Origin of the sequence: Winogradskyella alexanderae, from assembly GCF_020166335.1 — a bacterium.
Classification (GTDB): domain Bacteria; phylum Bacteroidota; class Bacteroidia; order Flavobacteriales; family Flavobacteriaceae; genus Winogradskyella; species Winogradskyella alexanderae.
In genome coordinates, this window is record NZ_JAIUJR010000001.1 from 648183 (window position 1) to 672979 (window position 24797).

Consider the following 24797-nt stretch of genomic DNA (forward strand, 5'->3'; position numbering starts at 1 on the left):
GCCTGAAAATACTAAAGTTTTGCACCCTCTTTTTTATATTTACACTAACCAAATAAAATTAATAATATGCGACTCATTAAGATTTTAATTCTGTTTATTGTATTTCAAGTTTCTGCCCAGCAAGGCGGTATGTGGATTCCTTCACTCTTAGAAGGAATGAACGAAAAAGAGATGCAAAATCTTGGAAGTAAACTAACTGCAAAAGACATATATGATGTTAATAATTCTAGTCTCAAAGATGCTATTGGACATTTTAATGGTGGTTGCACCAGTGAAGTTATTTCTCCCAAAGGTCTGTTATTGACCAATCATCATTGTGGTTACAGCCAAATACAATCACATTCATCCTTAGAAAATGATTATATAACAAATGGATTTTGGGCCATGTCACTAGAGGAAGAAATTCCAAACGAAGGTTTGTTTGTAGAATTTATTGTTAGGATTGAAGATGTAACTGAAGCAATGTTACGCAATGTATCAGACGCAATGAGCCCAAGGGAAAAACAATCTCAAATAGACAGGAACAGAAATGTAGTTGAAAAGAATGTTCAAAAAGAAGAATGGCAAGGTGTAAAAATTACTCCGTTTTATAGCGGTAATCAGTATTATTTGTTTGTTACAGAGCGGTTTGAAGACGTACGATTAGTAGGTGCTCCGCCAGTAGGTATCGGAAAGTTTGGAAGTGATACGGATAATTGGGTCTGGCCAAGACACACTGGCGATTTTTCATTGTTTAGAATCTATGCGGATAAAAATAACCGACCAGCAAAGTACAGCACAGACAATGTGCCATATAAACCTAAACATTTTTTACCTGTGTCCTTAGATGGTATTGAAGAGGGAGATTTTACGATGGTATTTGGATTTCCTGGACGTACTAATGAGTATTTGCCAGCTGTGGCCGTAGAGCAGATTACCCAAAAAGTTAATCCTGTCAAAATTGCTATTAGAGATGCAGCACTTAAAGTAATTGATGCTTATATGAAGTCCGATGATCAAATAAGAATTCAATATGCATCAAAACAGGCCAGAATAGCCAACGCTTGGAAAAAGTGGATTGGCGAAAATCAGGGTATTCAGAAAAGTGGTGCCATTGATATAAAGAGACAATTTGAAGCTGACTTCACAAAAGCATTAAAAGCCCAAGGTAAAGAGGGTCAGTACGGGAACCTTCTTTCAGAATTCAATAGGCTATATAGTGAATTTGAACCTATAAACGTAGAGCGATCAAAGTTTATCGAAGTCTTTTTACGGACCAGTGAGCTAATGCAAATGATGTTGCGGTTAACACAACTTGAAATGTCTGCTAGGCAAGGCGATGAAACATTTAATCAGGCAAAAGAAAACACTATTAATTATTTGACGAGACTTCATAAAAATTATAACAAAGATGTAGATAAAGGCGTTTTTAACGCAGTAATTCCTTTGTATAAGAAAACCTTTGATGATAAAATTTATGATAAAACCGCATTTACAGACTTAGAAAGCGCTTTGAAGCTATTGGAAGGAGATACAAATGAAGTTATCACCAAACTCAATGAAGATGTTGCTTATCAATACGCAAAACCATTAGTCATAGAGTTTTATATGACTTTAGAGCCAGAATTTCAACGCCTTAACATTGAAATTAATGATCTTCAGACTAAATATATGAAAGCTTTAATGGAGGTAATGCCAGAAGAACGCTATTTCCCGGATGCTAATAGTACGCTCAGAGTTACCTACGGTAAAGTTAATGGTTATGCACCAAGAGATGCGGTATATTATAATCCGGTGACCTATCTGGAAGGTGTTATGGAGAAATATGTTCCCGGAGATTATGAGTTTGATGTGCCGCAAAAATTGAGGGAGTTATACGATACAAAAGACTTTGGTCAATATGCAGCCGAAAACGGAAAACTTCCAGTATGTTTCCTAGGGACTAATCATACTACTGGAGGGAATTCTGGAAGTCCAGCTATCGATGCTGAAGGTAATCTGGTAGGCTTAAATTTTGATAGAGTTTGGGAAGGGACAATGAGTGACATATATTACGATCCAGAAATTTGTCGCAATATCATGGTAGATATGCGTTATGTCTTATTCATAGTCGATAAGTATGCAAATGCCCAGCATTTAATTAATGAGATGAAATTAGTACATCCAAAGAAGTAAACTAATTCTTTAAACCTTCCATGTACAGATAAAGCATTACATCATTAAGACATGTGTTGAGTCTATCTTTTACTTCGTGTGCCCAAAAACGAAAGACTGTATAGCCCAAGTCATTTAGCTGTTGCGTAACCTCTTTATCACGTTGCATGTTGCGCTCAATTTTAGGAATCCAAAATCGCCGATTGGTTTTTACTTTAGGCTTGCGTTCATCCCAATTATAACCATGCCAATATTCACCATCTATGAAAATGGCAAGCTTATATTTTTTTATACTAACATCTGGTTTTCCTGGTAATTGTTTATTGTTAATTCTATATCTAACACCTTTTTTCCATAGTGCACTACGGAATACTAATTCTGGTTTTGAATTTGTACCGCGAATTTTGCTCATCATTTTAGAGCGTTTTTCGCTGGTGTAGAAACCAGCTTCTTCACAAAAACGAGGGACTTTAATTTTTTCTTGTGTATATGACATTGTTCTTATAAAGATAAGTCAACTTATTTGCAAAAAAAATCCCAAGCGAAAAGGCTTGGGATTTTCAGTATTATTTCTGATAATATTAATATCTGTAATGTTCGGGTTTAAAAGGACCTTCAACTGTTACGCCTATATATTCAGCTTGGTCTTTCTTTAACTCGGTTAATTCAACACCAATTTTTTCAAGGTGTAATTTTGCCACTTTTTCATCAAGATGCTTTGGTAACATATATACCTTGTTTTCGTAGTTCTCTGAGTTGTTCCAAAGCTCAATCTGTGCTAAAGTTTGGTTTGTAAACGAATTACTCATCACAAAACTAGGATGACCAGTTGCACAACCAAGATTTACAAGTCTGCCTTCCGCTAATACAATTATATCTTTACCATCTATGGTATATTTATCTACCTGAGGTTTAATTGTGTTTTTTGTATGGCCGTAATTTTCATTTAACCAAGCCATTTGTATTTCATTATCAAAATGACCAATATTACAAACTATGGTTTTATCCTTCATTGCTTTAAAATGCTCAGCTCTTACGATATCCTTATTTCCCGTTGAGGTAATAATAATGTCAGAGTTGCCTACTACTGTTTCTAATCGCTTTACTTCAAAACCGTCCATTGCAGCTTGTAACGCACAAATGGGGTCTATTTCAGTAACTGTTACAATACTTCCTGCTCCTTTAAATGAAGCTGCAGTTCCTTTACCCACATCGCCATAACCACAAACAGTTACACGTTTGCCTGCTAACATTACGTCCGTAGCTCTTCTAATTGCGTCTACTGCAGATTCTTTACAACCGTATTTATTATCAAATTTAGATTTGGTCACAGAATCATTCACGTTAATTGCAGGCATTGGTAAAGTACCATTTTTAAAACGCTCATATAAACGGTGTACACCAGTAGTTGTTTCTTCAGATAGTCCTTTTATTCCTGCTGTTAATTCAGGGTATTTGTCTAAAACCATATTGGTTAGGTCTCCACCATCATCTAGAATCATATTAAGTGGCTTCCTGTCCTCACCAAAAAACAAAGTTTGTTCTATACACCAGTCAAACTCTTCTTCTGTCATGTTTTTCCAGGCATAAACAGCAGTGCCAGCTTCCGCAACGGCAGCAGCAGCTTGATCTTGTGTTGAAAAAATATTACAAGAACTCCAGGTAACCTCGGCGCCTAATGCCTGTAACGTTTCAATTAAAACTGCTGTTTGTATTGTCATGTGTAAACAACCTGCAATGCGAGCACCTTTTAAAGGTTGCTCATCTTTATATTCTTCTCGCAAGCTCATTAAGCCTGGCATTTCTGCCTCAGCTAATTCAATTTCTTTTCTTCCCCACGCTGCAAGCGACATATCCTTTACTTTATAAGGAACATATGCAATTTTCGTACTCATCGTTGTATTTACTTTTAAAGTTTTATTTGCCTTTGGGTTTAAGCCTTAAATAACTAAATTCGCTAAGTCAAATAATACCATATTGACCTAAGGCGATGCAAAGGTAAACAATAGGTTTTAGATTATTAAATGCCGCTATACAAATCCATTAGTGTAAACTCACAAACCTGTGTTAAAATCTGGAAGATTGAAGAGTCCTACAATGATTTAATGAAACCTCTAGACTTAAAACCAAATAGTCTGGAACGTGTTTTAGGCATGAAAAGCGAATTACACCAACGAGGATTTTTAAGTGTTAGACATTTGCTTCGAGAATTCGGTTACACAGATCAGGACTTATATTATGATAACTACGGTAAACCACACCTTAGAGACGGTAAACACATATCAATAACGCATTCATTTACATTCTCAGGCGTAATTATTAGTGACCATAAAGTAGGTATAGATATTGAAATGCAAAGGGATAAAATTGCCATTATTGCAAAAAAGTTTGTGGATTATGAATTTAATTATCTTAAATCTGATTCGGAAGATTACATTAATAAATTGACTGTAATTTGGGGCATTAAAGAATCGTTATATAAACTTTTTGCTACACCTGGAATGCTATTTAAGAAACATTTTTTAGTTATTCCTTTTATGATTGAAGATGGCCAAACCGTAGCATGGATAGATTATGACAATAAAAAATATAGATATAATACTGCTTTTTTTGAATTTGAAGGATTCACCTGTGCATATGTAGTACCTTAATGAATAGTTTGTATCAAAATATCATAATAAACTCAGAAGTTGGTAAAACACAACTGGCCGTATTAATTGATCCTGATAAAATCGAAATCGAAGAAATTCCTTCATTTATCAGAAATATAAACCGGACAATTGCGACTCATATTTTTGTTGGCGGAAGTGATGTAAAAATTGATAACCTCGATGAATTAATTTCAAACATTAAACTACACACTAAACTTCCTGTTATTCTCTTCCCTGGAGATGTAAACCAAATATCAAATAAAGCAGATGGCGTTTTATTTTTATCTCTTATTTCGGGGAGAAATCCAGATTATCTAATAGGCAAACAAGTTAAAGCAGTAGAAAGATTAATTCAATCTAATTTAGAGGTTATCCCAACGGGATATATTTTAATTGAAAATGGAAAAAAGACTTCTGTAGAAAGCGTAAGTAACACTAGCCCAATTAATAGAACAGATATTGAGCTCATTAAGCATACTGCAAAAGCTGGCGAATTTCTAGGCATGAAATTAATTTACCTTGAGGCCGGGAGTGGTGCTCTAAACCCGATTTCAGCTAAAATAATTGAACAGGTAAAACAAGCTCTTAATATACCACTTATTATTGGAGGCGGGATTAGATCTAAAGTGGCCTTGCAGACTGCTGTGAAAGCAGGTGCTGATTTAGTTGTAATCGGTAATGCTTTTGAAAATGATAAGCTGTTTTTTGAGTGTTTACTTAACCCCAATTCTAAGATTACAACAAAATAAAAATTGCAATGAAAGTATCTGTAGAGCTGACACTAACACCACTAAAAGACAATTACGAATCTCATATAATAGACTTTATTAAGGACTTGAGAGCATCAGAATTTACCGTTTTAGAAAACCCTCTAAGTACTCAAATTTACGGTGATTATGATGCGCTAATGCCTTTCTTAACAAGAGCAATTAAACGTTCTTTTCTGGATATAGATATTGCTGTCTTGAATATGAAAGTTGTTAAGTCAGACCGAAGCGACTATGAACCACATTTTTGATTTCTTTTTTGGTCAATACGCAGATTATCAAACGGTGGATATCGTATTAGAGATTATTGCTGTAGTTTTTGGTTTCTTATCTGTTTGGTTCTCAAAACAGAACAATATTTTGGTCTTTCCAACAGGTATGATAAGTACAGCAATCTTTGTTTACCTATTGTTAAAATGGGAATTGTTGGGCGATATGATGATTAACGGTTATTATTTCGCCATGAGTGTTTATGGTTGGTACGTATGGACACGAAAAGTTGATGCCACGCATGTTACGCCAATAACCACTACCACAAAGAACGAGAGACATATAGGGTTAATCATATTCTTAGCTACATTACTTTTTGTTTTTATAGTTTATGAAGCATTTGATAAATGGGTAAGTTGGGTTGCCTATGTAGATACCTTAACTACCGCTATATTTTTTGTTGGCATGTGGCTTATGGCAAGGCGAAAAATAGAAAACTGGATATTTTGGATAATAGGAGACGTCATATCTGTACCTTTGTATCTTTATAAAGGACTCACCTTTACCAGTTTACAATATTTAGGTTTCACAGTAATTGCCATTTTTGGATACCTTGCATGGAAGAAGCACTTAAACAACAACCTTCAGGCTGCCTAAAAGTAGTTTTGTTTGGGCCTGAATCTACAGGCAAAACCACCTTATCTAGACAATTGGCTCGTCACTATAATACGGTTTGGGTACCAGAGTATGCACGTGACTATTTACAAAACAAATGGAATAACGAACGTAAGACATGCGAGCCTAAAGATTTAGTGCCAATCGCAAAAGGTCAGATGAGGTTAGAGAATGAATTAGCAAAAAAAACAGACACTGTTTTAATCTGCGATACAGATCTACTAGAGACTAAAGTTTATAGTGAAGCCTATTATTCAAATACATGTGACCCGATTTTAGAGTACTATGCTCTAAAAAATTCGTATGACCTCTATTTTTTAACTTATATTGACACACCTTGGGAACCGGACGACCTAAGGGATAAACCCAATGAAAGAGAACGCATGTTCAAGGCCTTTGAAAATGCATTAATTAGATACAAAAGACCTTATGTGCTGTTAAAAGGGGATAAAAACGAACGTCTTAAATCAGCAATTAAACACATCGATAACCTACTAAAAAATCAATCATGACATTTACTGAAAGTGATTTGCAGCAAATTAAAACTAAAGGATTGTCTGCAGATCAAGTTAATTCTCAAATCGAACAATTTAAATCTGGTATTCCATTCACTAATATTTATGAGGCAGCTACTATTGGAAATGGAATAGTAGCACTAAACCATGATAATATTGCGTCTTCAGTTTCTTATTTTGAAGACAGAAGACATAGTTTGTCTTTAGTAAAGTTTGTGCCAGCTTCTGGTGCAGCAACGAGAATGTTTAAGTTTCTTTTTCAGTTCTTAAAAGAGTACAATCCAGAAAAAGAATCACTTAATTCATTTATAAATAAAAATAAGCTCAAGGATTTTTCTCTATTTAGAGTTGGCTTAGAACAATTCCCATTTTATAAGATGGTAATGGAAAAAATCAAAAATGGTACTGTTGATTATGAAAATTTGTCCTCTGGTGAGAAGGCTATTGAATTTGTCAATACCATGCTTAACGAAAAGCATCTCAATTTTGGAAATAGCCCAAAAGGTTTGTTGCCGTTTCATGAGTATAAAAACAATCATATTTCCACGGCTTTTGAAGAGCATTTGTATGAGGCGGCTTTGTACGCATCAGATAATAAGGAGGCCAAGCTTCATTTTACGATTTCAGAACAATACAAGGATAAATTCAAGAAAGAGTTTCAGCGTATTGAAGAATTTGTAGAAAACAAAACAGGTGTATCTTTTGATATTTCTTTTTCATATCAACAACAATCAACGGACACGATCGCGGTAACTTTGACTAATGAGCCTTTCAGGGAAGAGGATGGTTCGCTTTTGTTTAGACCTTCAGGACATGGTGCTTTACTTAAGAACTTGGACACCTTGGACGCCGATATCATTTTTATTAAAAACATTGATAACGTTGTGGTTAAGCAGTATAAAGATGAAGTCGCAACATATAAAAAGGTACTTGCCGGCATTCTGTTACAGTTACAGGAAAAAACATTTAAATATCTTAATGACCTAGAATCTGATAATATCGCAGAAGAACACTTGGTAAAAATAGCGGAATTTTTGACCAGAGAACTTAATGTTAGAATTTCTGAAGAATTTGAAAAGTATTCTGAAAAGTACAAAATTGAATATTTGACAGAAAAATTGAATCGTCCAATACGTGTTTGTGGGATGGTTAAGAATGAAGGAGAACCTGGAGGTGGCCCATTTTGGGTTAAGGATCAAAACTCAAATATCTCACTGCAAATAGTTGAGTCTGCTCAAATTAATCAAAAGGATAAAGGGCAGAAAGATATTTTAATGAATGCGACACACTTTAACCCTGTTGATCTCGTTTGTGGTGTTAGAAATTATAAAGGCGAAAAGTTTAATCTTGAAGATTTTGTAGATCATAAGGCTGCATTTATCACTAAGAAAACCAAATTTGGGAAAGACTTAAAGGCATTGGAATTACCTGGACTTTGGAATGGAAGTATGGCATTTTGGAATACGATTTTTGTAGAGGTGCCTGTAAGAACATTCAACCCTGTTAAAACGGTTAATGATCTTTTAAAAGACACTCATCAAATTAAATAATAGTGAATGAAAAAGGATTAATATCTGAACTTACCTTCAACGCAATTCGTAGCTCTGGCAGTGGCGGTCAGCATGTAAATAAAGTTGCGACAAAAATTGTACTTTTTTTTGACTTAAATAATTCTAGTTTCTTAGATGAAAATGATAAGAGACGCTTACACTCATTTCTAAGCAATCGAATAAACAAGGAAGGTATATTAATATTAAGTTCAGGCCAAAGTCGCAGTCAACTAAAAAACAAAACTTTGGTTACGCGTCGGTTCATAAGTCTTATAAAGCAGGGGTTAAAAGAAGAGAAACAGCGAAAAAAGACTAAGGTCCCTTTATCAATTAAACGAAAAAGATTAGAAACTAAGCGTCGTGTATCAGAGAAAAAAGCAAACAGAAAACCTCCTCGACTCAATTAAAAAATTATTTCTTTATCATTTGTCGTTAAGAATTAGTAAACTATCTTTGCATCGTTCTCATTAAAGGGGTGCCAATAAATGGCTGAGATCATACCCATTGAACCTGAGCAGGTAATGCTGCTAAGGAATCGAGCTTCTGGCTCAAATAAATCAAGTATCAACAAAGAATAATTACCTCTTTTTATTCGATTAGTATATAATCGTAATGAAAACTTTATTCACAAATTGGATTAGATTAAACAAATTACTGTTCTTGTTATTGGCTTTATTAAATTTTAGTGCAATAAGCGCTCAAGAGAAGCAACAGGATACCACAGAAGTAGAAAAGTTGGATGAAGTCCTTGTAAAAGCCGTGCGAGTAGACGCAAAGTCTCCTATAACTCACACCAACGTAACAAAAAAGGAAATTGCAAAACGAAATCTGGGACAAGACATTCCAATTCTACTTAACTTTTTACCTTCGGTTGTTACGACATCAGATGCTGGCGCAGGTATTGGCTATACAGGAATAAGAGTAAGAGGTGTAAGTCCACAATCAACAAACATCACAATTAACGGGATTCCCTATAATGATGCTGAGTCACTAGGAACGTTTTGGGTCAATTTGGGTGATTTTGCATCTTCTGTAGAAAGTTTGCAATTGCAACGCGGTGTAGGTACTTCTACAAACGGTTCGGGTGCATTTGGAGCGAGTATCAATATTTTAACCGATGCTGTTACTAAGGAAGCGTCAGGAGAAATTTCAAATTCATTCGGAAGCTTCAACACAAGAAAGCATACTGTTAAATTTAGCACTGGTCTGATAAATGATCATTTTGAAATTGCTGGTCGTTTATCTAACATTGCTTCAGACGGTTATATTGACAGGGCATCTGCAGACTTAAAATCTTATTTTCTACAAGGGTCTTTCGTAGATGATAACACATTAATAAAAGCTATAGTTTTTGGCGGAAATGAAGTCACTTATCAGTCCTGGTTTGGTATCGATAAGGAAACTTTGGAATCTGACCGAAGGTTTAATCCAGCAGGTATTTATACAGACGATGACGGAAACACGCAATTTTACAATAACGAAGTAGACAATTACAGTCAGGATCATTATCAGTTACACTGGAACCAGCGCTACAACAATTATTGGTCTACCACAGTTGGTTTAAATTATACCTATGGAAGAGGCTATTTTGAACAGTTTAGAGAAGATGACGATTTTGCAACCTATGGATTTGAAGAACTAGTGGTTAATGGTGAAACGGTTAATACTACAGATTTAATTCGTCGTCGTTGGTTAGATAATGATTATTATGTCATAAATGCCAGTGCAAACTATAAAAATAATGGTTTAGATATGATTTTTGGTGGTTCATTCAGCCATTACGATGGTGACCATTTCGGTGAAGTTATTTGGGCAGAATTTTCAAGTCAATCCGAAATTAGAGACAGGTATTATGAGGGAAACGGAAAGAAAAATGATTTTTCAACCTTCGCAAAAGCTAATTATAGATTGAATGACCAAATTCAATTGTATGCTGATTTACAAATAAGAAATGTTAATTACGAAACTTCTGGTATCAACTCAAACCTTACACAATTTAACGTTGACGAAAATTATACGTTTTTCAATCCAAAAGCAGGTATTACCTATCAAGTAAACGACAATAACGATTTCTATTTCTCTTATGCAAGAGCAAATAGAGAGCCGACCAGAGATGAATTTGAAAATGACCCTGATATTGAACCTGAGCAACTAAATGATTTTGAATTAGGGTGGCGACATAGAAATGGTAATTTTAGTTTTAATGCCAACGGTTTTGTCATGTTATATAATGAACAACTTGTTCTAACGGGAGAAATTAATGATGTGGGTGCCCAGCTAAGAAGAAATAGTGGTGAAAGCTATCGCGCGGGTGTGGAACTAGAAGCGATAATTCCTGTAACCCCGAAGCTAACCTTACAACCAAATATGACAATAAGCACTAATAAAAATAGAGAAACCATAGTTTCTCTTAATGGTGAACTGCAAAATTTAGGTAGCACAGACATTTCATTTTCACCAGATTTAGTTGCTGCGAATGCCATAGTTTGTCAACCTTTGGATAACCTTCAAATGTCACTGCTAAGCAAGTTTGTTGGCGAACAGTATATGGGCAACACTGAAAATCCTGAATCTAAATTAGACAGCTTCTTTGTTAACGACTTTAATATAACGTATACACTAGAAACAAAAACCATCTTTGATTCGATTGTATTTACAGGATTGGTAAATAATATTTTTAATGAAAAATATGTTTCTAACGGTTACTTTGGATCTTTTGATTTTGAGGACCCTAATAGCCCAACGGGAATTACGACAGGGTTTTTTGCTGGGTTTTACCCTCAGGCAACAACCAACTTTTTATTAGGTGTAACCTTAAACTTTTAGTTAGAGATAAAATACGTTTCATTGCCCAGTAATTCTACCCTGTATGGTTTTAACGTGCATGGGCTGGAGTTTCCTTCTAATCCTTGGCCAGTGAGTAAACTGTATTGGTTGGCATCATCACAGCCAGATTCCACAATACCTCCACCGACATCAGTTAATGTGGAACAAGGTGCGGGTGGCCGACTGGGATCTGCGGCATCCCAAGCTAACAATGTAGCAGAATTTAATCGCCATAACCAAATCCCATTGTTGCCTTGACCAGACACATATACGCCATTGCTTGGAAATTGTAATTGACTAAATTGAGGTAGATTTGTATTAACGGTTAAGTTTACACCAGCGTCAAACAAAAAGTTACAATTGCTATTAATGTCGTCATCTCTATTACACGACAATAAAACCAAAGTAATTATTAGTAAGAGTTTTTTCATATTAATTTTTGAATCTCAATTTACGATTATTTCAGCTATGCCGTAAATATTTTATATATTTGCAACGTAATCTTTTTTTAAGGATTTTGAAATAACGCTGAACTTAGTTCGGCGTCTTTTTGTATATACAAAAACGAATGAATTATGAGTAAAGTATCTTATTATACACTAGAAGGACTTAAAAAATTGAGAGAGGAATTAAATCACCTCAAAGATGTTGAGCGTCCAAAGGCATCCCAAGCCATAGCTGAGGCCAGAGATAAAGGTGATCTGAGCGAAAATGCTGAGTATGATGCGGCAAAAGAGGCGCAAGGCATGCTAGAAATGAAGATCTCAAAGATGGAAGAGACTTTGGCGAATGCTAGAGTTATAGACGAGTCGCAATTAGATACTTCGAAGGTTCTTGCTTTATCTACAGTAAAAATAAAAAATCAATTGAATGGTATGGAGATGACCTATACGCTCGTTGCCGAAAGTGAGGCTGACTTGGCTTCAGGTAAAATATCGGTAAACTCTCCTATTGGTAAAGGATTACTGGGTAAGTCTGTTGGAGATATCGCGGAAATACAAGTGCCAAGCGGTATTATGAAGTTTGATATCTTAGAGATTTCAAGATAAAAACTATAATTTTCACTTTTCAATTGTAATAGTGAAAAACAGGTCAATAAAAAGATTCCTAGCTATGGGAATCTTTTTTATATTTATAATATGGCAACATTGTTTACTAAAATAATTAAAGGCGAAATACCTTCCTACAAAATTGCAGAGACTGACCGGTTTTTCGCATTTTTAGACATTAATCCAAATACAAAAGGCCATACGTTATGTATTCCTAAAAAGGAGGTAGACAAGATTTTTGAATTGGATAAAGAAACGTATTTAGGATTAATGGAATTTTCACGCAAGGTGGCACTAGCAATTGAGAAAAGTGTTCCTTGCCAACGCGTTGGCATGACAGTTATTGGATTGGAAGTTCCGCACGTACATGTCCATTTAATACCGCTTCATAATATGGAAAGTGCCCGTTTTACTACAAAACAACAATTATCGCCTGAAGAGTTTGAGACCACAGCAAAATTAATTGCATCTCATTTTGAAGACAATGATTAGAGCGTTCTCAATGTAATTTGAATCGTTGTTCCTTTGTCAATCTCAGAGTGCAAAACTTTTATTTTTCCTTTGTGATAATCTTCAACAATGCGTTTCGCTAGTGATAGCCCAAGTCCCCAGCCACGCTTTTTAGTTGTAAAGCCAGGCTCAAAAATTTTTTGAAACTGACCTTTTGAAATACCTTTTCCTGTATCAGAAATATTTACAAAAACCTGTTTGTCATCTTGAATGATATCTAAGGTTAATTTGCCTTTACCTTTCATAGCATCAATCGCATTTTTTACCAAGTTTTCTATGGTCCAACTGTAAAGCTGAGAATTTAGATTAACGTGCAATTCTATATTGGGTTTGTTTAATTCAAAATCCACTAATTTTGAAGAACGTGATTGCAAATATTCAAAAGACAAAGTTGTAGCCTCAACAATATTGGTTTTCACTAATTTTGGTGCAGAACCAATTTTACTGAAGCGTTCCGTAATGGTTTGCAATCGGCTTATGTCTTTTTCAATCTCTGAAATGTATTCTGGTTTAATATTTTCTGATTTTAAAATCTCTGTCCAGCCCACTAAAGACGATAAAGGTGTTCCTATTTGATGTGCAGTTTCCTTGGCCATTCCTGTCCAAAGTTTATTCTGTTCGGCATTTTTAGAACTTCTGTAAAAGAAGTACACTACCGCTGCAAAAAGCAGAATTATTAACAATAGTGCTAAAGGATAATATTTTAATTTGTTAAGCAATGGGGAATTGCCATAATATATGGTTTGAATGGTCTCTTGGCCAACCTTTACCTCAATGGGTTGATTTTCGTTTGAAAATTTTGTTATTAAACGCTGAACTTTTAAAGAGTCGCTTAGTCTGGAATCTTCAATATTTATGTAATTATTCACATTCCCACTAGCATCAATAACCAACATTGGTGTACTTGTGGTCATTTCGGTAAGGACATGAGAGGTAACGTTATTTACATCTTTATCTAAATCGTCTATATTTTGTAATAGATCTATTTGGGCAACCGACCATGTATTCATTTTTACGCGTTCCTCTGCCTTAAATTTTTGAAAAAAGGTATAGGTATTCCAGAGTATAAGTGATATTATAATAAAGGAAGAAAGTATTATAATCCATCGGATTACATTTCGATTTAAACTTAACATTGGTTAGCGCAATTTCATTTTTAAATATAATGGAATTCTGTTGATAATATTGTGTTTCAATATGCATAAAATGCTTCGTGTAGCATAACAATATACTTATCTTTGTTGAAAATCAGAGTGCTATATGATTTCGATAAATCCACAAGATCTTTCAACTGCAAAATTGCATGGCTATCTATTAAGCGCAGTTGCGCCAAGGCCTATTGCATTTGCTAGTACAATTGATGCTAACGACAATCCTAATTTATCACCTTTTAGTTATTTCAACGTATTTAGCACTAACCCTCCAGTTTTGATTTTCTCGCCTGCTAGACGCGTTAGAGATAATACCGTGAAACATACACTTACTAATGCCGAAGAAGTTAAGGAGGTCGTAATTAATGTGGTTAACTATGATTTAGTGCATCAAATGTCACTAACGAGCACGGAATATCCTGAGGGTGTGAATGAGTTCGAAAAAGCTGGATTGACCATGTTGCCATCAGAAGTTGTAAAGCCATTTAGAGTTGCAGAATCTCCTGTGCAATTTGAGTGCAAAATAAATGATATCGTTTATTTGGGAAAAGAAGGTGGTGCAGGCAATTTAATTGTATGTGAAGTTGTAAAAATTCACATTACCGATGAGGTTTTAAATGGCGATGGATCAATTAACCAAGAGGCATTAGACCTTGTGGCCAGGGCAGGAGGCAATTACTATAGTAGAGCCAGAAAAGGGTTTTTTGAAATACCAAAACCTCTAAAAACAATGGGTATTGGAGTAGATGCCATGCCTAAACATGTAAAAAATAGTATGATACTTACGGGCAACAACTTAGGGATGCTTGCCAATGTTGAAGCTTTACCGTCAAAGAAGGACGTAAACGATTTTATAAATCACATAAGTGAGCGTTACCCGGATATTAAAATTGCCTCTCATAGAAAAAAGCATAAACTCGCCCAAAATTATTTAAGCTATGGCGATGTAGAAAGTGCATGGAAGTTATTACTTTCGTAATGTCAAACAAGAATCAATATTTAAATAACATAGATTAAACAAAAACATGGAAGTACAAGGAAGAATTAAGGTGATTGGAGAAACACAGACTTTTGGAAATAACGGCTTTAGGAAGCGTGAGGTAGTCGTAACTACTGAAGAGCAATACCCTCAGCACATTATGATAGAGTTTGTGCAGGATAAATCCGAATTACTAAATAATTTTCAAGTAGGACAACAAGTAAAAGTAAGTATAAACCTTAGAGGTAGAGAATGGGTAAATCCACAAGGGGAGACCAAATATTTTAATTCTATCCAAGGATGGCGAATAGAAGCGTTACAGCCTGAAGCTGGCAACGCAGATATACCACCAGTACCTCCAACTGATGCTTTTGAGCCAGTAAGTGAATTAAACGAGGAAGATCATGATGATTTACCGTTTTAAATAGCCTATTTCAAATAGATTTTAGAAGACTTGTTTTTATTTAAATCAAGTCTTTTTTATTTTTAGTCCATAAAAAAAGTCCTGATGGTTAATCAGGACTTAATATTGTGGTTTTAGGTTTGACCTTTACAAACAAACTTAAAAAAAGCAATGATGAACAAAAATTTATACATAAAAGTCAAGTCAAATATCAATAAAATTAAATTACTGACAAAACCAAATAACCGATTTAACAACTAAATTGTCTAAAAAATTACTGCAGAAGCCTCTAAAATGCATTTTTTAAGCAAAAAAATCGAATTTCCAGATGTAAGTGAAGCGACCTCAGATGGTCTTCTCGCCATGGGTGGCGATTTATCTTCTGAGCGTTTAATACATGCCTACTCAAATGGTATTTTTCCATGGTATAGTGAGGAAGAACCGATATTATGGTGGTCTCCAGACCCGCGTTTTGTACTATTTCCTCAAGATTTAAAAATTTCAAAAAGCATGAAACAAGTGCTTAACAAAGGTCAGTTTGAAGTGACATATGATAAGGCCTTTGTTGAGGTTATTAATAATTGCGCTGAGGCAAAGCGCGAAGGTCAGCGAGGCACTTGGATTACTGATGAGATGATTGATGCCTATATAAAACTTCATAAACTAGGCTATGCAAAATCAGTAGAAGTGTGGAAAAATATGACTTTGGTTGGAGGACTTTACGGTATTGATCTAAAGAATAAAGTCTTCTGTGGAGAAAGTATGTTCGCAAAAGAAAGTAATGCAAGCAAGCTGGCATTTATTACACTTGTGAAATATGGTGATTATAAGCTGATTGATTGCCAATTACATACCAAACATTTGGAAAGCTTAGGTGCAACAAATATTCCAAGAACTGAATTTTTAAGATTTTTGAGGTAAGGGTTTATACTTCATTATACCTAAAGCACGATACCTCATGGTCATTAACCATTCCTGTTGCTTGCATATGTGCATATACTACGGTGGTTCCAACAAATTTGAAACCTCGCTTTTTAAGGTCTTTACTAATGGTGTCGCTAAGTGCTGTATTTGCGGGTGCTTTTTTGTAATCTATTAATTTGTTCTTAATGGGTTTTCCATCAACAAATTGCCAAATATAACTTGAGAAAGTACCAAATTCCTCTTGAATTTTGATAAATGCTTGAGCGTTAGTTACTGTCGCCTTAACCTTCAATTTATTCCTTATTAATCCAGCATCTTGTAGGAGCTCATCAATTTTAGACTGATTGTAATGTGCAATTTTTTTATAATCGAAATTATCAAAGGCTTTTCTAAAGTTTTCGCGCTTTCGTAATATAGTAATCCAACTTAAACCTGCTTGAAATGTTTCTAAAATTAAAAACTCAAACAACTTGTCATCTTCATAAAGTGGGACTCCCCATTCTTCATCATGATAGGTTTCATATAAAGGGTCACCAATGCACCAGCCACATCGAGAAATTTCCATTCTGTAAGGTTTTTAATTCTGTGCTACTAATGTAACAACTGTTGCAGTAAAATCAATAGCTTAACCTTAAGTTTGCATCATGAAAATACAAGAGAAAGTAATGATTAAAGATATAATTTCAGATAGCTTATCTAAAAGCATAAGTTATTCAGAATATAGAGCCCTCGTTGGTCAACTTGTAGAAGATAAGTCTACAACCGGGAATGAAAAAACAGAAGCGCTAAGTAATTATACCATGCTTAATGACCGACGAATGAAGCGTTGGGATAAGACAGTTAAGTTGTCTGATGAAGCTATTTCTAACATAAAGTCGTTTGACAAAAACACAACATGGCTAGTTATTACGGAGAGTTGGTGTGGTGATGCCGCACATGTAATGCCTGTAATTAATAAGGTTGCTGAACTCAATGATAAAATTGACTATAGAATTGTGATGCGCGATGAAAATGATGCACTTATGGATTCATTTTTAACCAATGGCGGACGTGCTATACCAAAGTTGATTATGATTGATAACGCTACAAATGAAGTTCTGAATACTTTTGGTCCAAGGCCTTCAGTTGCCACGGAAATGGTAAATGAATACAAGAGTCTTCATGGTAAATTAACACCAGAATTTAAAGAAGATTTACAGCGTTGGTACAATAAGGACAAAGGCCAATCAACTGTAAGTGATTTGGTCAATTTACTTAAGTAATCTAGCTTTTTCCCTTAAACAAAAAAGTAATGGTTCCGAGCTGGTCCTTTCGATCTGAAGTATCAAATTGAACCGACTTGGCATAATCTATAGCATGATCAATTAGACATTGATTTGAGGAGTTGGAAGAGCCATTAATATAGGCATCGAAGACATTCCCATCCTCGTTAACCCTAATAGAAACCACTATTTTCCCTCCGTACTCACAGAGATATCTTGGTATTTTGTAATAGCCTAAAGTACGTCCTTTCAAGGAGTAGGTTAAGGTACTCCTACTCTTGGCGTGCTCGTCTGCTATCTTTTGATTTTCTAGCCGTTTATTCAATCGATCTTGTAATGCTTTAAAAGATTCGGTTTCATCCTTATTTAGACCAAAAGCCTTATTTCCAATGACAGATTTGTTTAAGCCAGTTTCCTCAGTAAGTTCTTTTTTATCCTCAGCTTCTTCTAACTGCTCTGTAGTTGTCTTAAAATCATTTGAGGCAAGTGTTTTAAAGTTGCGCATCATTTCCTTAAACTCTTGGTCTTCGTTATAGGCTTTATTTGTTGATGGTTGGTTTAAGTCGGTCAACTCTTCGTAGATTTTTTCGGCCTTTTCAGGTTCTGGTTCAATCTCATAGTAGCTTTCAGAAATGAGATTACCCTTTTGCTTTAATTGAATTGTAAACAAAAGTAGTATTACAATCCCTGAAATTAGAAAAGTGATTATAGCTGCTTTATGTTTATCGATTAATTGCATTTATTAATTTCTCTAGTATTGAATATACGAAAAATACCTTGAGTTGGTTGTTATGGTTAGGATTGTCTAGAGTCTTGGTGGTAAATTTTTAATAAATTTTTCTGGGGATATTGCGTCCTCAATTTTAAAATTACCAATTCTTGTCCTGCGTAGTTCGGTTAAGTGTGCACCTGAATTTAAAGCCTTACCAAAGTCATGCGCTAACGATCTAATATAAGTGCCCTTACTACAGACTACTCTAAATGTTAAGTTTAAACCATCAATTTTTGTAATTTCAAATGCTTTGATTTTGATTTGTCGTGATTTAATTTCTACTTCTTCGCCAGCCCTTGCAAATTCATAGAGTCGTTTACCTTCTTTTTTTACTGCTGAAAAAATAGGAGGGTATTGTTCAATTTCTCCAATAAATTTTTTCGTCGTTTCATGGATAAATGATTCCGTGATGTGTTCCGTAGAGTAAGTTTGATTAATCTCAGTTTCAAGATCGTAAGATGGTGTAGTACTACCTAGTTTTATTGTGCCTGTATATTCTTTTTCTTGACCTTGAAAGGTGTTGATTTGCTTGGTCATTTTGCCGGTGCAAATCACCAATAAGCCGGTTGCCAAAGGGTCTAAAGTGCCAGCATGTCCTACTTTGATTTTTTTAATATTGAATGTTATTCGTATAGCCCAACGTAATTTATTTACAACCTGAAAAGAAGTCCATTCAAGAGGTTTGTCAATTAACAGAACTTGTCCGTTTTTAAAGTCTTCTGCTGTAAACATCACACGAGTTTAATTTATTGACTCATGGCCCAAATAATAGCAACAAGCCCAACAATAGCACAATAGATGGAGAAATAGGTGAGTTTACTTTTCTTTACGAGGGCAATCATCCAAGTGCAGGCAAATAAGCCTGCAATAAAGGCCGCTACAAAACCGATGCTTAGTGGTAAAAAGTTAGAGCTCTCATAAGTTAATTCGCCACTGAGAATGTCTTTGGCAATTTTCCCAAAAATTAAAGGAACGACCATTAAGAAAGAAAACCGTGCAGCTTTGGTCTTATCATTACCCAATAATACTGAAGTAGAAATTGTTGCACCAGATCTGGAAATTCCTGGTAATATTGCTATGGCTTGTGATACCCCAATGACAAAGGCGTTAGAAAAAGATACGCTCTTTTCAGTGTTTTTCGCTCTATCTGCTAGGTACAAGAGTAAAGCGGTAATGATGAGCATAAAACCAACTAACGCTATTTGGCCGCCAAACAAAAGTTCTAGTTCTTCTTCAAAAAACACACCGATTAATGTTGCTGGAATCATGGAAACAATAATTTTTGTTAGAAACTTCATGTCCTCGTTCCATTCAAATTTTAATATCCCTTTGATGATGTCGAGAATGTCTTTTCTAAAAACAACAATCGTACTTAGTGCAGTTGCAAAATGAAGTACAACTGTAAACAAAAGACTTTCCTTTGGAACAGAATTATCACCTAAAATGGCTTTACCAAGTTCTAAATGACCACTTGAAGAAACTGGCAAGAACTCAGTAAGTCCTTGTATTATTCCTAAAATAATTGCATCAATAACTTCCATGGAGCAAAAGTATCAATTAGAAACAAGTTTCAAAGCAAATGGCATTAAAATCGTATTTCCTAAATTTTGTTTTAAATTTATAACATACTAACTAACAAAACTCACATCATTTAATTTTCCATGGACAAACAAAATTTGATTAAAGGTGCCAAAGCGGTCCTTAATTCTAATTTTAATGAAGACAAAGGTTTTACCATTCCATGTGAAGGTTTATATCCTTTTCAGTGGCATTGGGATTCGGGATTTATTGCGATTGGTTATGCACATTATGATATGGAGAAAGCTAAGCGAGAAATTGAGTCCTTACTCAGTGGTCAGTGGAATAATGGGTTTATACCTCATATAGTATTTCACAATCATAGTGATACTTACTTTCCTGGGCCAGATTATCATAGATCAGATTTACATCCTGCGGCTCCAAAAGATATAAAGACGACTGGGATTACACAGCCCCCAGTACTGGGTTTTGTTTTAAAGGAGATTTATGAAATAGCTCAAGATAAGACAGAAATACTAGAATTTATTAAACGAAATATTGATAAGGTTTATAAAAACCATCAGTATTTTTATACCCATAGAGATCCATACAATGAAGGATTGGTTTATATATATCATAACTGGGAATCTGGAACAGATAATTCACCAATTTGGGATGAAATATGGCAAACCATGGATCCACCAAAGTATAAATATGAACGAAAGGATACCACTCATGTAGATGCCTCTCAACGTCCAACAAACAGTGAATACGACTGTTATTTACACCTTTTGGAAATTGCAAAAGCACATAATTATAGTGATAAAAAAATTGCTGAATTATCTCCATTTTTAGTACAAGACCCTCTGTTTAATGCAATACTTATTAAATCCACCGAAGCACTCATAGAATTATATGAAATAATTAGTGGTCATTCAGAAAAAATCGAATCACTAAAGAACTGGCTAGAAAAGGCTAAAAAGAGATTTGAAGAAAAACTTTTTGATATACATTCCAATTCATATGTATATTACGATTTACGCAACCAAAAGCACATAGTTCATACAACATCTTCCTCATTTACACCACTTTTTGCTGGTATACCTAATCAGGAACGCGCAAATCAATTAGTAAAGCAGTTAGAGACTGTTTTTGGTAGTGATAATTTATTTCTCTGTGCGTCATTTGATCCAACCAGCAAGCATTACAGTCCAATGAAATATTGGCGAGGACCTATTTGGATTAACTTAAATTGGTTGATATACAAAGGTCTTAAACGCTATGGATATTTTGACTTGGCAAGGCGGATTAAGGCAGAAACTATTAATTTCATAGAGAAACATGGTTTTTATGAATACTTTGATGCTAGAAAACAGAAGTTTGAAACTGCCGCTTATGGAGGTAATAATTTTTCATGGAGTGCAGCGTTGATTTTGGATTTAATAAAGGAATAAACATATGAATTGGTTAGACTATACCGTAATCGCAATTTATCTCATTGGGTTCATTGCTATGGGCTATTTCTTTAAGGACAATAAAGATTCAAAAGATTATTTTTTGGGAGGTAAGAGTTTGGGCTGGTTTCCCTTAAGTCTATCTACAATGGCAACGCAGCTTTCGGCAATTAGCTTTATTTCTGCCCCTGCTTTTGTTGGTTTGAAAGCCAATGGTGGTATGAAATGGTTAACCTTTGAATTCGCCGTTCCATTGGCTATGATTGGAATTATGTTTTTCATCATTCCACCTTTATATAAATCTGGAATAGTCAGTATCTATGAATATTTAGAGCAACGTTTTTCAAAAACTACACGAAAATTAATAAGTGTTGTATTTCAAATTAGTCGAGCTTTAGGTACCGGCGTAATGGTGTTTACAATGGCCTTAATTATACAAGCTGTTGTTGGGATTAGTTTTCATTATACATTGATAATTATTAGTGTTGTTACACTAATCTACTCATATCAAGGCGGTATGAAAGCTGTAGTTTGGGGTGATGCCATACAAATGATAATTTTATTTGCTGGTTTAATTATTTGCCTGCTTGTTGGATATTCTATGCTCAAGGACACAGGAACCTTTAACGGGTTTGATGCGGAAAGGTTGCAGGTAATTGATTTAGATAATTTCGGAATTTTTAATGGTGACGAATATGGCTTTTGGCCAATGCTTTTAGGAGGTCTGTTTTTGTATTTATCTTATTATGGAACTGATCAGACACAAGCGCAACGCCTACTTTCTGCAAGAGATGAAGGCACCATTAAAAAGCTATTAATGGCCAATGGATTATTACGTTTTCCTGTAGTATTAGTGTATTGTATAATGGGATTGATTATAGGATATCTTGTAAGCAGTATTCCTGAGTTTTATGAAAGTATAAAAGAGACAACAAGGCTTCACTATCCCGGAGAATATGCAAAATCAGGTATAAAACCAGACCTAATGATTCCTGTCTTTATTACTAATTATTTGCCAAACGGTTTGATAGGAATTCTTATGGTGGGTGTAATGTCTGCGGCAATGTCTTCCTTAAGTTCAACCATTAATTCATTAAGTGCTGTAACCATTGAAGATTTTTTCAATAGTGGTGAAAAGAAATTAACCGGAAAGCGGTATATGTTTATATCAAAGGGATTAGTTGTTTTTTGGGGTTCCGTATGCATATTGGCGGCCTATTTATTTGGGAACAGCGAGAGTACGGTAATTGAATTGATTAATGCAATTTCGTCCTTGTTCTTTGGACCAATATTGGCTGCATTTATAATTGCTATTTTCTTTAAAAGGGTAAACCACATAGGTATGAATGTTGCTATCATTACCTCTGTTGTTGTTAATTTGGTATTTAAGTATTTACCGGACCTAGTCTATTTTTTTAACAAAGGAAGTTTTTTCAATGGAGATACGTCTATCCATAGTGCTTTAGCGGACCTTGGGATTACAAATGTTCCTGATTTGTTTTGGATTTGGTATAACCTTACAGGTTTTCTTATTGCAGTTGCTTTGGCTGTTGTTGTAAGTAAACTTTCAAGTAAAGTGCCAGCGAAAACAATGGAATTACAATACACATTTAACTCGAGAGAGTTTTTACAAAAAGAGAGTATCATATTGCTATCATTCTTTGTACTCATTCTTGTTTTTAGTTTCTTCTTACCAACTATTCTGGGTTAACGAATGCAAATAATATTAGCACCAGATAAATATAAAGGTTCGATTACGGGAATGGAATTCTGTGATATTGTAGAACCAATTCTGCATGAAAAACTCGGTGCAGATGTTTTAAGATTGCCGTTGGCTGATGGTGGTGATGGAACCATTGAGGTCATTAATTTTTACCTAAAAGGGATATTTAAAATTGTTGAGGTTAACGATCCATTATTTCGTCCTATAAAGGCATCCTATTTGTATTCTGAATCTACCAAAATAGCATTTATTGAAATGGCTGAAGCTTCAGGCATAAAGCTTCTAAAATCTAAAGATCAAAACTGTATGAACACCACAACCTTTGGCACAGGAGAATTGATTTTGAGCGCGATAAGTGAAGGTGCAAATCATATCATTCTGGGTATTGGAGGCAGTGCAACTAACGATTGTGGTATTGGTATGGCAACGGCTTTAGGCTATGAGTTTTTTGATAAAAGGGGTAAAATCTTAGAACCTGTAGGTCGAAACTTAATACATATTACCAAAATTAGAGCTGATAATGTTGATAGTAGGATAAGAGATGTCAAGGTTCAAATTGCTTGTGATGTTAAGAATCCGCTATATGGGCCAAAAGGCGCCGCACATGTCTATGCGAAACAAAAAGGTGCAAATCCATTAGAAATTGAATACCTAAATGCAGGATTAAGACATTTTTCCGGTCTTTTAGATGATTATTTCAATATAAAAACCCAACAAGTTGAAGGTTCAGGTGCTGCTGGTGGAATGGGAGCTGGTACCGTTGCGTTTTTAAATGGTGAATTGTTACCTGGTATTGAATTGATTATGCAGATTGCCAATTTTGAGGAAAAAACAAGAAATGCAGATTGGATAATTACTGGAGAAGGCCGATTAGATGATCAAACCCTTTCAGGCAAAGCCATAAGCGGTATAATTGAAGTGGCCCAGAAACACAATATTAAGGTAGCTTCTTTTTCGGGGAGTTCTGATTTAAGTGCTGTTGAAATAAAAGGTATGGGAATAGACTATAGCTCCACGATCATGGACAAAGCAATAAGCTTAGATGACGCTTTAAAAAACACTGAAACTTATTTAAAGCAATTAGCAATGGATTTTACTTCTTCTTTTTAGAGTCTGTTTTGTCTGGATTAAGCAGAATGGCGTAAACCTGAATACCAAATCCAATAAGAACTAAGGTTGGTGCTAAACGAATACGTCTCCAACTGAAGATTGATGGATCAAAAACATTAGGATCATCACTACCACCGCCAGCCATCAAAATGAAACCTAAAGCAATAAAACCCAAACCTATAAATAGCCACTTATAATTTTTTTTGCCGAAAATAAATTCAGCTTTAGCGTCTTCTTTACGTTTTTTTTCTCCCATTAGTTGTCAAATTCAGTAAAAATAATCTCGTCTCCAAGCGCGAGTTGCGAAATATGTTCGGATGTAATACCTCCTAATACTTTAGCCAAGTGCAAAGTAACAGTTTTATTTAATACTATTCTCTTAAGAGAATCTAAATTTAAACCTTGTTCTAAACCACGATTGATGTAATAAAAATCAGTGCCATCATCATGAAATACAATATCGTAGCTACTACCTTCAGTAATTCTAGTAATTTTTACATCAATTACTACACAATCCTCTGGTTTTGGATTATAAATAATGCAGGAGCTAAAGAACAAAAGATAAATAACCAATAGGAGAGAAGGCGTTTTTTTCATGATTGGTAATTTTTTGAT

General features: G+C 34.9%; 28 protein-coding genes. 18 read left to right on the top strand and 10 right to left on the bottom strand.

Annotation, left to right across the window (positions count from 1 at the left end; translation table 11 throughout):
- The first annotated feature begins 66 nt into the window (after window positions 1-66).
- Entirely contained in the window at window positions 67-2154 is a 2088-nt protein-coding gene (locus LBU54_RS02820) for a S46 family peptidase (protein ID WP_224525478.1), read from the top strand.
- A 1-nt stretch (window position 2155) separates the two neighbouring features.
- Here LBU54_RS02820 and LBU54_RS02825 read toward each other — a convergent pair whose 3' ends face one another.
- Together LBU54_RS02825 and ahcY are read right to left on the bottom strand one after the other, a co-directional pair.
- A complete protein-coding gene (locus tag LBU54_RS02825) occupies window positions 2156-2629 on the bottom strand; it encodes a very short patch repair endonuclease (RefSeq protein WP_224525481.1) in 474 nt (157 codons plus the stop codon).
- An 85-nt stretch (window positions 2630-2714) separates the two neighbouring features.
- Window positions 2715-4028 carry an adenosylhomocysteinase gene (gene ahcY, locus LBU54_RS02830; protein ID WP_224525494.1) on the bottom strand — a complete coding sequence of 438 codons (1314 nt, stop codon included), beginning with the start codon at window positions 4026-4028 and terminating at the stop codon, window positions 2715-2717.
- A gap of 129 nt (window positions 4029-4157) precedes the next feature.
- Between ahcY and LBU54_RS02835 the strand changes: the two genes are divergently transcribed.
- The 8 genes from LBU54_RS02835 (at window position 4158) to LBU54_RS02870 (ending at window position 11327) form a co-directional block, all read left to right on the top strand.
- Window positions 4158-4784: a 4'-phosphopantetheinyl transferase family protein gene (locus LBU54_RS02835; RefSeq protein WP_224525497.1), complete on the top strand. Its 627-nt coding sequence runs from the start codon at window positions 4158-4160 to the stop codon at window positions 4782-4784.
- A complete protein-coding gene (locus tag LBU54_RS02840; RefSeq protein WP_224525501.1) occupies window positions 4784-5533 on the top strand; it encodes a geranylgeranylglyceryl/heptaprenylglyceryl phosphate synthase in 750 nt (249 codons plus the stop codon). The genes LBU54_RS02835 and LBU54_RS02840 overlap by 1 nt, the downstream gene beginning before the upstream one ends.
- 8 nt (window positions 5534-5541) lie before the next feature.
- Complete coding sequence (locus LBU54_RS02845) at window positions 5542-5802, top strand: hypothetical protein (protein WP_224525504.1); 261 nt, start codon at window positions 5542-5544, stop codon at window positions 5800-5802.
- Complete coding sequence (pnuC, locus tag LBU54_RS02850; protein ID WP_224525507.1) at window positions 5786-6418, top strand: nicotinamide riboside transporter PnuC; 633 nt, start codon at window positions 5786-5788, stop codon at window positions 6416-6418. Before LBU54_RS02845 ends, pnuC begins: the two co-directional genes overlap by 17 nt.
- Window positions 6379-6948 carry an AAA family ATPase gene (locus tag LBU54_RS02855; protein ID WP_224525511.1) on the top strand — a complete coding sequence of 190 codons (570 nt, stop codon included), beginning with the start codon at window positions 6379-6381 and terminating at the stop codon, window positions 6946-6948. The genes pnuC and LBU54_RS02855 overlap by 40 nt, the downstream gene beginning before the upstream one ends.
- The gene (locus LBU54_RS02860) at window positions 6945-8501 is read left to right on the top strand and encodes a DUF4301 family protein (RefSeq protein WP_224525514.1); all 1557 of its coding nucleotides are present in this window, start codon (window positions 6945-6947) and stop codon (window positions 8499-8501) included. The genes LBU54_RS02855 and LBU54_RS02860 overlap by 4 nt, the downstream gene beginning before the upstream one ends.
- Window positions 8502-8503: 2 nt before the next feature.
- Complete coding sequence (gene arfB, locus LBU54_RS02865) at window positions 8504-8908, top strand: alternative ribosome rescue aminoacyl-tRNA hydrolase ArfB (RefSeq protein ID WP_224525517.1); 405 nt, start codon at window positions 8504-8506, stop codon at window positions 8906-8908.
- A 205-nt stretch (window positions 8909-9113) separates the two neighbouring features.
- Entirely contained in the window at window positions 9114-11327 is a 2214-nt protein-coding gene (locus LBU54_RS02870; protein ID WP_224525520.1) for a TonB-dependent receptor, read from the top strand.
- Here LBU54_RS02870 and LBU54_RS02875 read toward each other — a convergent pair.
- Window positions 11324-11758 (bottom strand): hypothetical protein, encoded by a 435-nt coding sequence (locus tag LBU54_RS02875; RefSeq protein WP_224525524.1) that lies wholly within the window; start codon window positions 11756-11758, stop codon window positions 11324-11326. The two genes, LBU54_RS02870 and LBU54_RS02875, sit on opposite strands and share 4 nt — an antisense overlap.
- Window positions 11759-11902: 144 nt before the next feature.
- On the opposite strand from LBU54_RS02875, the gene greA reads away from it, so the two are divergent.
- Together greA and LBU54_RS02885 are read left to right on the top strand one after the other, a co-directional pair.
- A complete protein-coding gene (greA, locus tag LBU54_RS02880) occupies window positions 11903-12376 on the top strand; it encodes a transcription elongation factor GreA (RefSeq protein ID WP_224525527.1) in 474 nt (157 codons plus the stop codon).
- Between the two features lie 90 nt (window positions 12377-12466).
- Window positions 12467-12868, top strand: coding sequence for an HIT family protein (locus tag LBU54_RS02885; RefSeq protein WP_224525530.1), 402 nt, complete (start codon window positions 12467-12469; stop codon window positions 12866-12868).
- Here the strand turns inward: LBU54_RS02885 and LBU54_RS02890 are convergent.
- On the bottom strand, window positions 12865-14022 hold the full coding sequence (locus tag LBU54_RS02890) for a sensor histidine kinase (protein WP_224525532.1): 1158 nt from the start codon (window positions 14020-14022) through the stop codon (window positions 12865-12867). The two genes, LBU54_RS02885 and LBU54_RS02890, sit on opposite strands and share 4 nt — an antisense overlap.
- A gap of 124 nt (window positions 14023-14146) precedes the next feature.
- Between LBU54_RS02890 and LBU54_RS02895 the strand changes: the two genes are divergently transcribed.
- The 3 genes from LBU54_RS02895 (at window position 14147) to aat (ending at window position 16340) form a co-directional block, all read left to right on the top strand.
- The gene (locus LBU54_RS02895; protein ID WP_224525535.1) at window positions 14147-15016 is read left to right on the top strand and encodes a flavin reductase family protein; all 870 of its coding nucleotides are present in this window, start codon (window positions 14147-14149) and stop codon (window positions 15014-15016) included.
- Between the two features lie 46 nt (window positions 15017-15062).
- Window positions 15063-15440 carry a DUF3127 domain-containing protein gene (locus LBU54_RS02900; RefSeq protein ID WP_224525537.1) on the top strand — a complete coding sequence of 126 codons (378 nt, stop codon included), beginning with the start codon at window positions 15063-15065 and terminating at the stop codon, window positions 15438-15440.
- 273 nt (window positions 15441-15713) lie between these two features.
- Window positions 15714-16340, top strand: coding sequence for a leucyl/phenylalanyl-tRNA--protein transferase (gene aat, locus LBU54_RS02905; RefSeq protein ID WP_224525541.1), 627 nt, complete (start codon window positions 15714-15716; stop codon window positions 16338-16340).
- A 4-nt stretch (window positions 16341-16344) separates the two neighbouring features.
- On the opposite strand, the gene LBU54_RS02910 is transcribed toward aat, so the two are convergent.
- A complete protein-coding gene (locus LBU54_RS02910) occupies window positions 16345-16908 on the bottom strand; it encodes a DNA-3-methyladenine glycosylase I (RefSeq protein ID WP_224525544.1) in 564 nt (187 codons plus the stop codon).
- A 79-nt stretch (window positions 16909-16987) separates the two neighbouring features.
- Between LBU54_RS02910 and LBU54_RS02915 the strand changes: the two genes are divergently transcribed.
- Window positions 16988-17605 (top strand): thioredoxin family protein, encoded by a 618-nt coding sequence (locus LBU54_RS02915; RefSeq protein ID WP_224525547.1) that lies wholly within the window; start codon window positions 16988-16990, stop codon window positions 17603-17605.
- 1 nt (window position 17606) lies between these two features.
- Here LBU54_RS02915 and LBU54_RS02920 read toward each other — a convergent pair whose 3' ends face one another.
- The 3 genes from LBU54_RS02920 to LBU54_RS02930 all read right to left on the bottom strand — a co-directional run bounded on the left by LBU54_RS02920 (window position 17607) and on the right by LBU54_RS02930 (window position 19918).
- Window positions 17607-18344, bottom strand: a complete 738-nt coding sequence (locus LBU54_RS02920) for a hypothetical protein (protein ID WP_224525551.1) — start codon at window positions 18342-18344, stop codon at window positions 17607-17609.
- 66 nt (window positions 18345-18410) lie between these two features.
- Window positions 18411-19109, bottom strand: a complete 699-nt coding sequence (gene truB / locus LBU54_RS02925) for a tRNA pseudouridine(55) synthase TruB (RefSeq protein ID WP_224525553.1) — start codon at window positions 19107-19109, stop codon at window positions 18411-18413.
- Between the two features lie 14 nt (window positions 19110-19123).
- A complete protein-coding gene (locus LBU54_RS02930) occupies window positions 19124-19918 on the bottom strand; it encodes an undecaprenyl-diphosphate phosphatase (RefSeq protein ID WP_224525556.1) in 795 nt (264 codons plus the stop codon).
- A 120-nt stretch (window positions 19919-20038) separates the two neighbouring features.
- On the opposite strand from LBU54_RS02930, the gene LBU54_RS02935 reads away from it, so the two are divergent.
- Genes LBU54_RS02935 through LBU54_RS02945 form a run of 3 tightly spaced genes read left to right on the top strand, consistent with a single transcriptional unit; the run spans window position 20039 to window position 24182 of the window.
- A complete protein-coding gene (locus LBU54_RS02935; RefSeq protein WP_224525558.1) occupies window positions 20039-21349 on the top strand; it encodes an amylo-alpha-1,6-glucosidase in 1311 nt (436 codons plus the stop codon).
- Between the two features lie 4 nt (window positions 21350-21353).
- Window positions 21354-23060, top strand: a complete 1707-nt coding sequence (locus LBU54_RS02940) for a sodium:solute symporter family transporter (RefSeq protein ID WP_224525560.1) — start codon at window positions 21354-21356, stop codon at window positions 23058-23060.
- Window positions 23061-23063: 3 nt separating this feature from the next.
- On the top strand, window positions 23064-24182 hold the full coding sequence (locus tag LBU54_RS02945) for a glycerate kinase (protein WP_224525563.1): 1119 nt from the start codon (window positions 23064-23066) through the stop codon (window positions 24180-24182).
- On the opposite strand, the gene LBU54_RS02950 is transcribed toward LBU54_RS02945, so the two are convergent.
- Window positions 24166-24438 carry a DUF3098 domain-containing protein gene (locus LBU54_RS02950; protein ID WP_224525566.1) on the bottom strand — a complete coding sequence of 91 codons (273 nt, stop codon included), beginning with the start codon at window positions 24436-24438 and terminating at the stop codon, window positions 24166-24168. The genes LBU54_RS02945 and LBU54_RS02950 overlap by 17 nt on opposite strands.
- The gene (locus LBU54_RS02955; RefSeq protein WP_224525567.1) at window positions 24438-24779 is read right to left on the bottom strand and encodes a hypothetical protein; all 342 of its coding nucleotides are present in this window, start codon (window positions 24777-24779) and stop codon (window positions 24438-24440) included. Before LBU54_RS02955 ends, LBU54_RS02950 begins: the two co-directional genes overlap by 1 nt.
- Window positions 24780-24797: the final 18 nt, after the last annotated feature.

Coding starts and splice junctions, on each gene's coding strand:
- LBU54_RS02820 (WP_224525478.1), top strand. CDS start 67: ATGCGACTCATTAAGATTTTAATTCTGTTTATTGTATTTCAAGTTTCT.
- LBU54_RS02825 (WP_224525481.1), bottom strand. CDS start 2,629: ATGTCATATACACAAGAAAAAATTAAAGTCCCTCGTTTTTGTGAAGAA.
- ahcY (WP_224525494.1), bottom strand. CDS start 4,028: ATGAGTACGAAAATTGCATATGTTCCTTATAAAGTAAAGGATATGTCG.
- LBU54_RS02835 (WP_224525497.1), top strand. CDS start 4,158: ATGCCGCTATACAAATCCATTAGTGTAAACTCACAAACCTGTGTTAAA.
- LBU54_RS02840 (WP_224525501.1), top strand. CDS start 4,784: ATGAATAGTTTGTATCAAAATATCATAATAAACTCAGAAGTTGGTAAA.
- LBU54_RS02845 (WP_224525504.1), top strand. CDS start 5,542: ATGAAAGTATCTGTAGAGCTGACACTAACACCACTAAAAGACAATTAC.
- pnuC (WP_224525507.1), top strand. CDS start 5,786: ATGAACCACATTTTTGATTTCTTTTTTGGTCAATACGCAGATTATCAA.
- LBU54_RS02855 (WP_224525511.1), top strand. CDS start 6,379: ATGGAAGAAGCACTTAAACAACAACCTTCAGGCTGCCTAAAAGTAGTT.
- LBU54_RS02860 (WP_224525514.1), top strand. CDS start 6,945: ATGACATTTACTGAAAGTGATTTGCAGCAAATTAAAACTAAAGGATTG.
- LBU54_RS02870 (WP_224525520.1), top strand. CDS start 9,114: ATGAAAACTTTATTCACAAATTGGATTAGATTAAACAAATTACTGTTC.
- LBU54_RS02875 (WP_224525524.1), bottom strand. CDS start 11,758: ATGAAAAAACTCTTACTAATAATTACTTTGGTTTTATTGTCGTGTAAT.
- greA (WP_224525527.1), top strand. CDS start 11,903: ATGAGTAAAGTATCTTATTATACACTAGAAGGACTTAAAAAATTGAGA.
- LBU54_RS02885 (WP_224525530.1), top strand. CDS start 12,467: ATGGCAACATTGTTTACTAAAATAATTAAAGGCGAAATACCTTCCTAC.
- LBU54_RS02890 (WP_224525532.1), bottom strand. CDS start 14,022: ATGTTAAGTTTAAATCGAAATGTAATCCGATGGATTATAATACTTTCT.
- LBU54_RS02895 (WP_224525535.1), top strand. CDS start 14,147: ATGATTTCGATAAATCCACAAGATCTTTCAACTGCAAAATTGCATGGC.
- LBU54_RS02900 (WP_224525537.1), top strand. CDS start 15,063: ATGGAAGTACAAGGAAGAATTAAGGTGATTGGAGAAACACAGACTTTT.
- aat (WP_224525541.1), top strand. CDS start 15,714: ATGCATTTTTTAAGCAAAAAAATCGAATTTCCAGATGTAAGTGAAGCG.
- LBU54_RS02910 (WP_224525544.1), bottom strand. CDS start 16,908: ATGGAAATTTCTCGATGTGGCTGGTGCATTGGTGACCCTTTATATGAA.
- LBU54_RS02915 (WP_224525547.1), top strand. CDS start 16,988: ATGAAAATACAAGAGAAAGTAATGATTAAAGATATAATTTCAGATAGC.
- LBU54_RS02920 (WP_224525551.1), bottom strand. CDS start 18,344: ATGCAATTAATCGATAAACATAAAGCAGCTATAATCACTTTTCTAATT.
- truB (WP_224525553.1), bottom strand. CDS start 19,109: ATGTTTACAGCAGAAGACTTTAAAAACGGACAAGTTCTGTTAATTGAC.
- LBU54_RS02930 (WP_224525556.1), bottom strand. CDS start 19,918: ATGGAAGTTATTGATGCAATTATTTTAGGAATAATACAAGGACTTACT.
- LBU54_RS02935 (WP_224525558.1), top strand. CDS start 20,039: ATGGACAAACAAAATTTGATTAAAGGTGCCAAAGCGGTCCTTAATTCT.
- LBU54_RS02940 (WP_224525560.1), top strand. CDS start 21,354: ATGAATTGGTTAGACTATACCGTAATCGCAATTTATCTCATTGGGTTC.
- LBU54_RS02945 (WP_224525563.1), top strand. CDS start 23,064: ATGCAAATAATATTAGCACCAGATAAATATAAAGGTTCGATTACGGGA.
- LBU54_RS02950 (WP_224525566.1), bottom strand. CDS start 24,438: ATGGGAGAAAAAAAACGTAAAGAAGACGCTAAAGCTGAATTTATTTTC.
- LBU54_RS02955 (WP_224525567.1), bottom strand. CDS start 24,779: ATGAAAAAAACGCCTTCTCTCCTATTGGTTATTTATCTTTTGTTCTTT.